Source organism: Leisingera sp. ABM4_103 (assembly GCF_056158685.1).
The window spans coordinates 82,198-93,661 of the sequence record NZ_JBSWTU010000009.1; the positions used below are offsets into that span (position 1 = coordinate 82,198).

Sequence of the window (11,464 nt, forward strand, 5' to 3'; positions counted from 1 at the left end):
TCCTCAGATTTCGATTTCTTCCGCGTCCTCGTACCCCTCCTGCACATGGGTGGAGAGGTAGATGCCGCTGGAGGTCAGGTTGCGCACCGCGGTCAGCAGGTACTGGGCGCCGGTCATGAAGAACCCCGCAGGCACCCAGACCAGGATCACCCAGACCGGGATCTGCAGTGCCGGCAGCACCCGCCCGCGCGCGGCCTGCGCGCCGATGTATTTCACCGCGTAAAAGCACAGCAGGAACATGAACCCGGCGGTGATCACCGAAATCACCACCACCATCACCTTGCGCAGATACGGCGGCAGCAGGTCATAGACCGCGGACATCCGGATGTGGCGGGCGTTGCGCGCGGCATAGCTGATGCCGGCAAAGGTGATCAGGATGATCAGGATCCGGTTCAGCTCTTCGCTAAAGAAGATGGAATTGCCCAGCACGAACCGCCCCACCACATTGGCCACGGTATTGGCCGCCATCAGCAGCACACCGGCGGCAAGCAGGAACGATTCGGTGCGGCTGATGGCGCTGTCGATCACACCCAGGAAACCGGGCAGCGCGGAGTCATGTGTCTGGTGCATTCCTTCCTCCCAAGGTCTGCGCACCGCTGAGCGGGCAGCCCCCGCTCAGCAGCAGTCGCATTGCAGGCCTCAGTTGGCGGTGGCCGCCAGGTCCGCCTTCATCTGCTCCAGGATCGCGGCACCGCTGTCGCCGGTCATCTCGATGAACTTGGCCTCGACCTCAGCCGCCGCCTCCTTGAAGCAGCTGCGCTGCTCGTCGGTCAGCACCGTCACCTTCATGTCCGGCTTGGCCTCCATGATCTTGGCCAGCTCGGTCTCCGCCGCCTCCTGCTGGTACACCACCGTGTGGTCATAGGCCGCCTGCGCCGCGTTCTGCACCAGCTGCTGATCCTCCGGGCTCAGGCCGTCATAGAAGTCCTTGTTGGCCATCACCGCGGTTGTGAAATTGTTGTGGCCGGCATAGGTGATGTAATCGGTGACCTCATAGATCTTGGTTGAATAGAGGAAGAACGTCGGGTTCTCCTGCCCCTGGATCACATTGGTCTGCAAACCGCCATAAACCTCGCCCCAGGGCAGCGGCGTCGGGGTGGCGCCAAAGGCCTTGTAGCTTTCGACCAGCAGCGGGTTGGTCATCACCCGGAACTTCACCTCGTCCAGATCGGCGCAGGTGGTGACCGGCGTCTTGGTGGTCATCGCCACTTCGCCCTCGGGGAACATGTTCAGCAGTTCCAGCCCCTGTTCGGCATAAAGCGGCTTGAACATGTCGTTGATCGCCTTGCTCTCCTTGTAGAAGCGCGCCAGGTGATCCTGATCGGCCGGCAGCAGGTACGGCACAAAGAACACCTGCGCCTCGGGGATCAAGGAGCCGGTAAAGCCCGGCGACTGGTCGACGAACTGCAGGATACCGTCCTGGGCCTGCTCCATGATGTCGGCGGATTCGCCCAGCGTGCCATAGGGGAACAGCTGGATCTCGTGATCCGAGTTCGCCTCAATCTCTTCCTTGAACTTCTGCGCATAGACACCCTGCACATCGGTCATCGCCTCCTCAAAGGCATACCGCCAGGTATCCGCCTGCGCCGCGCTGCCCGCCAAGGCAATCCCCGCCGCCGCCAGGGCACCGAAGCTGAATGTGACTGTCTGAGCCATGATTTCCTCCCAAGTCTCACCGGTGCCTGCGCACCGCTGCGACAGACTTGAGAGGAATTGTACTGCATGTCAATTTTTTTATTGTTGCAGGACAATCAGTAGGTGAAGGGCGCGACCCCCTCCGGCGGGCGGCCCAGCATCCCGGCAATCAGCTCCAGCGCCTGGCGGAACCGGTCCTGATCCTGCACGCTGCCCAGCGACACCCGCACCGCGTTCTGCGGCGGGGTTTTGGGGGTCAGGAACGGCGCATCCGGCGCCACCGCCACCTTCAGCTCCTGCGCGTAAGAGACAAAGCTGGCGGTGGTCCAGCCCTCGGTCAGCGGAAGCCACAGGTGCAGCGCCGACGGATGCCCCTGCCAGTCCCAGCCCTGCAGCACGTCCTCGGCAATGGCATACCGCTCCGCCAGCGCCCGGCGTTGCCACTGGGCCAGCTCCAGCGCGGTGCCGTCCTGCACCCAGCGGGTGGCCAGCTCGCACATAAGGGGTGTCGCCATCCAGCCGAACACGACAATCCGCCCGGTCAGCGCCGGCAGCAGATGCTCCGGCGCCGCCAGATAACCCGCCCGCAGCCCCGACACCGTGCATTTGGTAAAGGTCGTCAGGTAAATCGACCGCTCCGGCGCCAGCGCCGAGACCGGCACCGGGCGGTCCTCCGCCACCGGGCCGAAGGCATCGTTTTCGATGATGTGCAGATCATGTTTTCGGGCGATCCCGACCAGCGCCCGGCGGCGGTTCTCCGGCATCATCCCGGCGGTGGAGTTGGCGAGGGAGGGCAGCAAAAACAGCACTTTAGGCGACTGCTCCCGGCAATAGCGCTCCAGCGCGTCCGGCAGGATGCCGCCGGCATCCGTCTCCAGCCCGGCCAGGTTCAGCCCCAGGTAGGAACAGCCCGACACCAGCAGGTGATGGGTGATCTTGTCCGACACCACCGTGTCGCCGGGCCGGGTCAGCGCCGACAGCGCCGCCGACATGCCGTGGCTTACGCCGTTGGTCATGATGATCCGCTCCGCAGGCACCTCCAGCCCGCAGATTTTCAGCCACTCCGCCCCGGCAGCCCGGTGCGCGTCATGGCCCACGTTCGGGCGGCAGGACAGGTAATAGCTCGGATCCAACCCCTCCGGCAGCGCCTTCAGCGCCTGCTCGAACCGCTCTGCGTGATGCTGCGAAATCAGCGGCCGCGAGATCGACAGATCAAAGCCGCCGCCCTTCTCAGAACTCAGCTGGAACGGCTGGTCATTGGAGGTGTCCGGGTCCAGCACATAGCTGCCGCGCCCCACCTGTCCGTCAATCAGCCGCTGCCGCCGCAGGGCCTCATAGGCCTTGCTGACCGTGTGCACGCTCAGCCCCAGCTCCTCCGCCATTCTGCGGTGGGTCGGCAGCTGCGTGCCTTTGGGCAACCGGCCGTCTGAAATGGCCTTGGCGATGGCGGCGGCCAGGCTGGTGTGCAGGGGCGATGTCAGGGCGGCGGGATCGGGATACCAGATTGTCATGGTGCAATTGTATAGCGCCCCGCGCCGGAATTCCCAACACAATTGCCGCACGGCACAGAATCATCCGTTTCATCTCCCGCACGCTCTACCCCACAAAAAATATTTTGTAGGGTAGGAAAACCGGCTATACATACCCCACAAAGAATTTTCTGTGGGGTAATCCCGTGATCCAGCACCACTCCGCCGCCGGCACCGCCGCCTGGACCGATCTTCTGCGCTCGCTCAAGGACAGCGCCGTCTCCGGCCTGCGCGGCGCGCCCAAGCTCAAGACCATCGGCAGCAAGCGCTACTGGTACGACCACTACCGGATCGGCACCGAGACCGTGGACCGTTACATCGGCGAGGACACGGAGGAACTGCGCAGCCGGCTGGAGCGCCACAAACCCATCGCCGAGGCCGAGAAACAGGCGAGCCGCGAGCGCGCCCGCCTGATGCGCACCCTGCGTGCGGAGGGCTACCTGATGGCGGATGCCGGCAGCGGCCAGGTGATCTCCGCCATGGCCCGCGCCGGGGTGTTCCGCCTTGGCGGCACCCTGGTCGGCACCCAGGCCTTCCGCTGCTACGAGGGCGAACTGGGCGTGCGCATCACATTCGACCAGGCGGCAATGACCGACGACATCGACATCGCCAGTTTCGAACGCCTCTCGCTGGTGCTGCAGGACAGTGTCGACGCCCCGCTGGCCGATGTCTTCTCGGAGCTGAAGTTCGACCCGCTGCCCTCCACCGAAAAAGGCCAGGTCTGGCGCTGGCGGCAGACCGACCGCCGCACCCTGGTGGAATTCCTCACCCCGTCGTTCAGCGATCAGGAGGGCCTGCGCGCGCTGCCCGCCCTCGGCGTCAGCGCCCAAAGCCTGCATTTCCTCAACTACCTGATTGCCGAACCGCTGCAGGCGCCGCTGCTCTACCGCTCCGGCGTGCTGATCCAGATCCCCCGGCCTGAGCGCTTTGCCATTCACAAGCTGATCGTCGCCGACCGCCGCCGCGGCGGCACGGACGCGCTGAAATCGCGCAAGGACCGTGCCCAGGCCGCCTTCCTGATCGAGGCTCTGCACGCCGAGCGCCCCGACGACCTGGCTGAGGCCTATGAGACCGCGATGGAGCGCGGCCCCGCCTGGCGCGCCCGCATCGCTGCCAGCCTGCAGCATATGCCGGAGACCCGCGCCCTGCTGGACTCGCTGCCGTCCTGAGCCCGCCTCAGCCAACCAGTTGCCGCACCATCTCGTCCCGCATCCGGAATTTCTGCGGCTTGCCGGTGACGGTTATCGGCAGCTCCGCCACGATCCGCACATGCTGCGGGATCTTGAAATGCGCGATCTGGCCGCGGCAATGGCTGCGCACAGCCTCCTCGTCCAGGCTGGCGCCCGGCGCGGGCACCACCCAGGCGCAAACCTGCTCGCCGAATTTCTCATCCGGCACCCCGAACACCTGCGCATCCGCGATATCCGGATGGCGGATCAGAAACTCCTCAATCTCGCGCGGATAGATGTTCTCGCCGCCGCGGATGATCATGTCCTTCACCCGCCCGGTGATGCTGCAGAACCCCTGATCGTCAAAGGTACCCAGGTCGCCGGTGCGCATCCAGCCGTCCCGGATCGCCTCCGCCGTCGCGGCGGGGTCATCCCAATACCCCTGCATCACCGAATAGCCGCGCACCAGCAGCTCGCCGCGTTCGCCCGCAGGCACGGTGCGCCCCTCCCCGTCCACCGCCTTCACCTCCAGATGCGGATGCACCCGGCCCACGGTGGTGCAGCGTTTCTCTGCCGGATCAGAGGTGAAGCTTTGAAAGGATACTGGCGCGGTTTCGGTCATGCCGTAGCAGATCGTCACCTCCTGCATGTGCATGTCGCGGTTGACCCGCCGCATGATCTCAATCGGGCACGGCGCGCCCGCCATGATCCCGGTGCGCAGGGAGGACACATCGCGGGGTGACTGGTCCAGCTCCTGCAGCATGGCGACAAACATCGTCGGCACGCCATACAGCGCGGTGGCGCGTTCGGCGGCGGCGGCGTCCAGTACCGCGGCCGGCTCAAACGCCTCGCCGGGAAAGATCATCGCGGCCCCCTTGGACACCGCCCCCAGCACCCCCATCACCATGCCAAAGCAATGGTACAGCGGCACCGGGATCAGCAGCCGGTCGGCCTCTGTCAGCTTGATCCGGCTGGTGACGAACCGGGCGTTGTTGACGATGTTGAAATGCGTCAGTGTCGCGCCTTTGGGCAACCCGGTGGTGCCGGAGGTGAACTGGATGTTGATCGCCTCCTCCGGTGCCAGCCCCGCGCTGAGCGCGTCCAGCGCTGCAGTGTCCACCCCCGCGCCCATCTCCTGCAGGGTTTCAAAGGACAGAACCCCGGGGCCAGGATCCGCCGCCATCACCACCGCGTGGCGCAAGGCAGGCAGCCGCGCCGCCGCCAGCTGCCCAGGGGCAACGGAGGCCAGCTCTGGCGCCAGCTCGCGGATCATGCCCAGGTAGTTGGAACTCTTGAAGCTTTCCGCCGCGATCAGCACTTTGCAGCCGGTCTTGTTCAGCGCATATTCCAGCTCCGCCAGCCGGTAAGCCGGGTTGATCGTCACCAGAATGGCGCCGATCCGGGCGGTGGCGAACTGCGTCAGCACCCATTCGCAGCGGTTCGGCGACCAGATGCCGACCCGGTCGCCCTTGGCCACGCCCAGCTCCAGCAGCCCCGCCGCCAGCTCATCCGCCTTCCGGGCCAGCTCCGCATAGGTCATCCGGATGCCCGCATCCGTGAACACCAGCGCCTCGCGGCTGCCATACTGCTCCACCGCCTGCCGCAGCAGCGCCGGGATGGTGATATGCTGCAGCGGCGGCTCATCTGGCCCCTGCACATGCGACAGGCCGTCAATCGGGGCGGTGAGGTCAGTTTGCGGGTCAGTCATAGGTGTTCTCAGCTAATAGAGCGGACCGGGCCGCCGCAGCGGCAGCCCGGCCGGATTTCAAGAGGGATCAGCCGCGGGCGACGTTGATCACCTGCATCTGGGTATATTCCGCCAGCCCCTCGACCGACTGTTCCACCCCCAGGCCCGAGCCCTTGAAGCCGGCCATCGGAATATGCGGGCCGATGTTCAGCTGCTGGTTCACCCAGATGGTGCCGGATTCGATGCGCCCGGCGATCTCGGTGGCCTTGTCCGTATCAGCAGAATGCACCGACCCGCCCAGCCCGTAGTCAGAGGCATTGGCCCGCGCGATCACATCGTCAATGTTGTCAAAGCGGATCACCGGCAGCACCGGGCCGAACTGCTCCTCGTCGACGATCTTCTGCCCGTCGGTCACATCGCGCACGATGGTCGGCGGCACGAAATAGCCCGGCCCGTCCTTGGCTGTGCCCCCGGCAATGATCTGCCCGCTGGCGCGGGCGTCCTCCAGAAACCCCTTGATCTTGTCGAACTGCGCCTTGTTCTGGATCGGCCCAATCGTCGTTCCCTGCTTCATGCCGTCATCAACCACTGCCTGCCCCGCCAGCGCCGCCAGCTCGCCGCAGAACTCCTCGTAAATATCGCTGTGCACATAGGCGCGCTTCACCGCCAGGCACACCTGCCCGGCATTCAGGAACGCCCCGCCATAGACCTTTTCCGCGGCCGCCTTCACGTCCACATCCGGCAGCACGATCGCCGGATCGTTGCCGCCCATCTCCAGCGTCACCCGCTTCATGGTGTCGGCAGCACTCGCCATGATCCGCTTGCCGGTCTCGGACGAGCCGGTAAAGCCGATCTTGGCCACATCCGGATGCGCCGTCAGGTTGGGGCCAAGGTCATTGGCATCGGTGATGATGTTCACCAGCCCCGCCGGGAAGATCCGGGCGCAGATCTCGCCCAGCTTCAGCGCCGCCACCGGGGTCGTCGGCGCGGGTTTCAAAACAATCGCATTGCCCGCCATCAGCGCAGGCCCGATCTTCCAGCAGCACAAGAGCAGCGGAAAGTTCCAGGCGATGATGCCCGCCACCACGCCCAGCGGTTTGTGCCGGGTCTCGATCCGGAATTCGGCGTCGTCCTGGATCACCCGGTCCGGCAGCTCCAGCGTCGCGGTATGCGCCAGATAGCCTTGCGACCAGGCCACCTCGCCCTGCGCTTCGGGCAGCGGCTTGCCCTGCTCCATCGTGATCAGCCGCGCCAGCTCATCCGCCTCCTCGCCGATGGCGGCGGCCAGCGCCTCCACCTTGGCGCGCCGTTCCGCCATAGGTGTCTCCGCCCAGCCCTTCTGCGCCGCCTTGGCAGCGGCCACCGCCTGCTCCAGATGCGCCTCAGAGGCATGCGGCACACGGGCAAACACCTCCTCCGTCGCCGGGTTGATCACCTCGATCATGCGCTCCGCCGAAACCTGTTCGCCGTTGATCAGCATGCCATAGTCCATTGCCGTTCTCCCTGTTTAACCGTCAGCCGGGTTTGATTGAAAAAGACAACCACGGCCCGCCTGCGCGGTCTTGGGCACCGGTGCCAAAGAGTTTGCGTCCTGCGCCAAAAATCCGCTGAAAGTGCAGGTGCTGAGGAACCCGCGCGGCGAGCAGCCGAACTGCTGGCGGAAGGTGCGGTTGAAATGGGAGATATCGCCAAACCCCGCGCCATAGGCGATCTGGGCAATCGGCACGCGGGCGTCCTGCCGTGCCGCATGGCGCAGCTTGCCCGCCACCGAGGCCAGCCGGGTGCGGGTCAGGCACTCGGTGAATGTGGTGCCGTTCTCCTGAAACTCCCGCTGCAACTGGCGCCGCGACAGCCCGGTGCGCGCGGCCAGCCTGTCCACCGTCAGACCCGGGTCTGCGCTCAGCAGCTCCAGCGTCTCGCGCACCAGCCGGAACCGGTGCTTGCGGCTGCCCAAACTGCCCGCCCCCGGACGGGCCCCGGCGGCAAAGGCCAGCGGCACCAGGTCAAAGATATAACCCGCGCTGTCCTCTGCGCCGTCCCGATCCAGCAGCCCGCACAGGCTGGCGTGCAGCGGATGCGCCGCAGTGATCTTGCAGCCTGCGGCGGGCATCTCCCGGCACCGCTCCAGCACCAGCGCCCGCGGCAGATGCGCCGACAGAAACGCGGCAGGCCGGCCGGTGACGCACAGTTCCGCCGCGCGGGTGGAATCGAGCAGCAAAAACTCCCCCGGCCGCAGCAGCACCTCGCAGCCCGCGTGGAGGATGCCGGTTTCCCCTTCCAGCTGGCGCAGCAGAAAGAAATGCTCCTGATCGTCGCGCAGGATGCCCTTGCGGGTGCGCTCAATGCGGGCGGGCGGACAGCGGACTTCGGCCACATCGACGCCGCCGCGCTGACGCAGGTCAAAGCTTCCCGCCCAATCCCGCACGGCCCGGTCCGGGGCCGCATAATAGTGGCCGCAGCTGGCCCGCAGAGAGCTGTTCCAATGGTCAAAGCAGTTCATGCCGCCTGCGGCCCCCCTGCCCCGATACGCTCCCGGCCCGTAAAGGATGGGGTTTCCAGCATATTCTCGACCCCGCCGTCCATGCAAGCCCGGGCCAGCAGCCCGGTGAAATGCGCCGCCGCCAGGCTGGCGCCGCGCACCGCCGCGCCGGGACCGCCCGGGCAGGCCCCGAACCGCGCCCCCGGCAGGTCCAGCAGCGACCACCGGCCGGGCGCGCAGCGGGCATCGCCCTGAACGGATAGAACCCCGTCGCACCCCGCCGGATAGACCGGCGCACCGCGCGCCGGGGCGGAGGCCACCAGCAGCTTGCCCGCCGCCAGTACCGCCGCCACCGCCTCCGCCAGCAGCGGTCTGGCCTCACCGTGGCCAAAGGAGCAATGGACGATCTCCGCCTCCGACTCTGCGGCGCGGCACAGCCCCTCCGCCACGGTGGCAAGCGACGTGGACAGCCGCCCCGGAAAGATGCTCACCCCCAGGACCCGGGCCTCGGGCGCATTGGCCCGAATAGCGGCGGCCATATGACTGGCATGCAGCGCCGCCGGGCTTTCGGCAGCCCTCGGATGCAGCTCGCACAGGTCCATCCGGGCGGCGAGGCCCGGCGTATCCGCCGCCAGCGGCCCGTCAATCAGCGCAATCAGCGGCGCGCGGGTCATACCGCCCCCTCCGTCAGGCCGATCTCCATGTCGAACGCCCCGCCCGCCGCTGCCCCGCCGTGGGCCGTCAGAATGCGGGTGGAATGGGGAAAACTCTCGTCGATATGGGCCAGGATCCGGGCCGCAGTGGCGGGATCCACCTCCGACAGCGCTTCATCCAGGATCAGGATATCAAAGGGCTGCAGCAGCGCCCGCAGCAGGCACAGCCGCTGCCGCTCGCCGCCCGACAGGGTCAGCCCGCTTTCGCCCAGCATGGTGTCCAGCCCCCCTGCCCCGCGGAACCTGTCTGCCAAGCCAAACAGCTCCAGCAGCGCCCAGACCTGCGCTTCGGACTCAGGCTTGGCCCAGAACGCGCGGCTTTGAAACAGGTTGTCCCGCAGGCTGGCCCGCAGGGTAAACGGCCGCTGCCCGGCATAGGCCAGCCGCTCCGGCAAACCAGCGCCGCCCAGCAGGCCCAGATCCGCGCCACCCAAGGTGACACGCCCGGCCAAGGGCCGCGCCTGCCCGCACAGCACCGCCAGCAAAGAGGTCTTGCCCGCGCCGCTCGCCCCTCTCAGCGCCACCCTGGCCCCTTCGGGAATGGTCAGGGACAGCGGCCCCAACGGTGCCGCCGCCCCGCGCGAAACAGTCACGCCCGCCAGCCGCAAGTCATACCCGGCAGGCTCAAAACCGGCCGCCCGGGCGGGGCCATCCGCCTGCATCACCGCATCCAGCCGCGCCGCCGCAACCTTGACCCGCGCCTGCGCGTGCCACAGGCCCAGCAGCGACTGAATCGGCCCGGTCATGAACCCCATGTAGGCCACGAACGCGATCAGTGAGCCCAGCGGCCACTCGCCCCGGATCACCATCAAACCGCCCGCCAGAAAGATCGCGGACCGGGTCAGCGCCGACAAGAGCACCGGCACCGCACGGGTGAACTCTCCCCAGAGGTTCTGCGCAATCAGCCGCTGGCTCAGCCCGGCATGATCCCGCAGGCTGCGCCGCTCAGCCCATGCCGTTCCGCGGGCGGCCTGCAGCGCGGGCAGGCCGAACAGCGTTTCCGACAACCCCGCGCTGTAGCGCCCCTGCCTCTCGCGCACCGCTGCCGCGTGCCGCTCGGTCCGGGGTCGCGCCCAGATCAGAAAGGCCAGCTCCGCAGGCGCCAAGAGCGCCGTCAGCAGCCCCAGCCGCCAGTCCAGCACCATCAGCATCGCCGAGCCGCCAACCAGCCGGATCAGCGCCGAGGAGCCGCCCAGGACCGCGTTGAACGCAAATTTCTGCACCTCCGCCGCGTCGCCATCCACCCGCGCCAGCAGCTCACCCGCGCGCTGGCTGGCAAACCAGCCGGCAGGCTTGGCGGCCAGCCGCGACAGCAGCCGCTGCCGCATCCGCGCCAGCATCCGGACAGAGGCGCGCATATGCAGGATATTGCTCAGCGCGCCGGTGCCGGTGGCCAGCAGGCCGATCCCGAACAAAGCCAGCGACCAGATCACCAGCTGCGCCGCATCCCCCGCCATCAGCCCCTGGTCGATCACCAGCTTGCTGATATAGGGCGGCAGCAGGCCAATCGCGGCCGCAGCAAAGCTGATCAGCAGCAGCACCGCCAGCCGCCGCCGGTGCGGGCGCAGCAAGGGCAGCAGCCAACCCGCGGTGGCGGGCGTGAAAAGCGCCGCGCCTGCGCGTGAAGGCAGGCGCGGCCAGGCGGCCCGGGCGGCAGCAGTGCCGCCCGGCTGGGGGGAGAGTTTGGCAGCAGGCCCGGTCATCCCTGCGGCACGACATGCAGGGTGGAGACAGACATATCCCCGCCCGACGGCATCCGGATTTCGCCCACCCGCTCCAGCGTCTCGCTGTCATAGATACCAATGTCGTCATTGGTGCCCGCGACATAGATTTCTTTCCCGTCGGTGGAGACATTGATGACGTAGTAGGTGTGCGGCAGGTCCACCCGCTTGACCAGCTCCCGGGTTTCCAGGTTGTGCTTGGACAGCTGGGTATAGACGCCATAGAGGTGCTTGGGATCCGTCGCACTGCGCACGGCGGAGAACATCAGCACCTCGAAGGAGGCGAAATCGGCGATCTCCGTCTCCCCGGTGGTGAGATCAACTGACTGATATCCCCAGACAAAATCCGCCAGCTCCTGCTGGGTTTCGTCGGTGAACACCGCGGCCGTATACATCAGCAGCATCTCGTCGTTCTGGCTGCCGGTGGGCCAGAACGCCAGCACATCCGGCGGACTGTAGGTGGGGCGGTCCCAGCTGGCATTGGCAATCGCCACCTCGGTCTCGCCGCTGGTGGGATCCACCCGGTAGATT

General features: G+C 66.9%; 9 protein-coding genes and 1 pseudogene. 1 reads left to right on the top strand and 9 read right to left on the bottom strand.

Annotated elements, in window-relative coordinates:
- Positions 1-3 precede the first annotated feature (3 nt).
- From ACXAED_RS24905 to ehuR, 3 genes are all read right to left on the bottom strand, one after another.
- Complete coding sequence (locus tag ACXAED_RS24905) at positions 4-570, bottom strand: TRAP transporter small permease (RefSeq protein ID WP_475054511.1); 567 nt, start codon at positions 568-570, stop codon at positions 4-6.
- A 69-nt stretch (positions 571-639) separates the two neighbouring features.
- Positions 640-1,656: a TRAP transporter substrate-binding protein gene (locus tag ACXAED_RS24910; RefSeq protein ID WP_475054512.1), complete on the bottom strand. Its 1,017-nt coding sequence runs from the start codon at positions 1,654-1,656 to the stop codon at positions 640-642.
- 95 nt (positions 1,657-1,751) lie between these two features.
- Positions 1,752-3,146, bottom strand: a complete 1,395-nt coding sequence (gene ehuR / locus ACXAED_RS24915) for a MocR-like ectoine utilization transcription factor EhuR (protein WP_475054515.1) — start codon at positions 3,144-3,146, stop codon at positions 1,752-1,754.
- Positions 3,147-3,310: 164 nt separating this feature from the next.
- On the opposite strand from ehuR, the gene ACXAED_RS24920 reads away from it, so the two are divergent.
- The gene (locus ACXAED_RS24920; RefSeq protein ID WP_475054517.1) at positions 3,311-4,333 is read left to right on the top strand and encodes a nucleotidyltransferase family protein; all 1,023 of its coding nucleotides are present in this window, start codon (positions 3,311-3,313) and stop codon (positions 4,331-4,333) included.
- 7 nt (positions 4,334-4,340) lie between these two features.
- Here ACXAED_RS24920 and ACXAED_RS24925 read toward each other — a convergent pair whose 3' ends face one another.
- The 6 genes and pseudogenes from ACXAED_RS24925 to ACXAED_RS24950 form a co-directional block, all read right to left on the bottom strand.
- Positions 4,341-6,041, bottom strand: coding sequence for an AMP-binding protein (locus tag ACXAED_RS24925; RefSeq protein WP_475054518.1), 1,701 nt, complete (start codon positions 6,039-6,041; stop codon positions 4,341-4,343).
- A 67-nt stretch (positions 6,042-6,108) separates the two neighbouring features.
- Positions 6,109-7,512 carry an aldehyde dehydrogenase family protein gene (locus ACXAED_RS24930; RefSeq protein ID WP_475054519.1) on the bottom strand — a complete coding sequence of 468 codons (1,404 nt, stop codon included), beginning with the start codon at positions 7,510-7,512 and terminating at the stop codon, positions 6,109-6,111.
- A 15-nt stretch (positions 7,513-7,527) separates the two neighbouring features.
- A complete protein-coding gene (locus ACXAED_RS24935) occupies positions 7,528-8,520 on the bottom strand; it encodes a helix-turn-helix domain-containing protein (protein ID WP_475054520.1) in 993 nt (330 codons plus the stop codon).
- On the bottom strand, positions 8,517-9,173 hold the full coding sequence (qhpE, locus tag ACXAED_RS24940; RefSeq protein WP_475054522.1) for a subtilisin-like serine protease QhpE: 657 nt from the start codon (positions 9,171-9,173) through the stop codon (positions 8,517-8,519). The genes ACXAED_RS24935 and qhpE overlap by 4 nt, the downstream gene beginning before the upstream one ends.
- Positions 9,170-10,915: an ABC transporter ATP-binding protein gene (locus ACXAED_RS24945; protein WP_475054523.1), complete on the bottom strand. Its 1,746-nt coding sequence runs from the start codon at positions 10,913-10,915 to the stop codon at positions 9,170-9,172. Before ACXAED_RS24945 ends, qhpE begins: the two co-directional genes overlap by 4 nt.
- Positions 10,912-11,464, bottom strand: a pseudogene (locus tag ACXAED_RS24950) (quinohemoprotein amine dehydrogenase subunit beta); the annotation flags it as partial. The gene ACXAED_RS24945 and the pseudogene ACXAED_RS24950, both read right to left, overlap by 4 nt.

Coding starts and splice junctions, on each gene's coding strand:
- ACXAED_RS24945 (WP_475054523.1), bottom strand. CDS start 10,915: ATGACCGGGCCTGCTGCCAAACTCTCCCCCCAGCCGGGCGGCACTGCT.
- ACXAED_RS24935 (WP_475054520.1), bottom strand. CDS start 8,520: ATGAACTGCTTTGACCATTGGAACAGCTCTCTGCGGGCCAGCTGCGGC.
- ehuR (WP_475054515.1), bottom strand. CDS start 3,146: ATGACAATCTGGTATCCCGATCCCGCCGCCCTGACATCGCCCCTGCAC.
- ACXAED_RS24910 (WP_475054512.1), bottom strand. CDS start 1,656: ATGGCTCAGACAGTCACATTCAGCTTCGGTGCCCTGGCGGCGGCGGGG.
- ACXAED_RS24925 (WP_475054518.1), bottom strand. CDS start 6,041: ATGACTGACCCGCAAACTGACCTCACCGCCCCGATTGACGGCCTGTCG.
- ACXAED_RS24930 (WP_475054519.1), bottom strand. CDS start 7,512: ATGGACTATGGCATGCTGATCAACGGCGAACAGGTTTCGGCGGAGCGC.
- qhpE (WP_475054522.1), bottom strand. CDS start 9,173: ATGACCCGCGCGCCGCTGATTGCGCTGATTGACGGGCCGCTGGCGGCG.
- ACXAED_RS24905 (WP_475054511.1), bottom strand. CDS start 570: ATGCACCAGACACATGACTCCGCGCTGCCCGGTTTCCTGGGTGTGATC.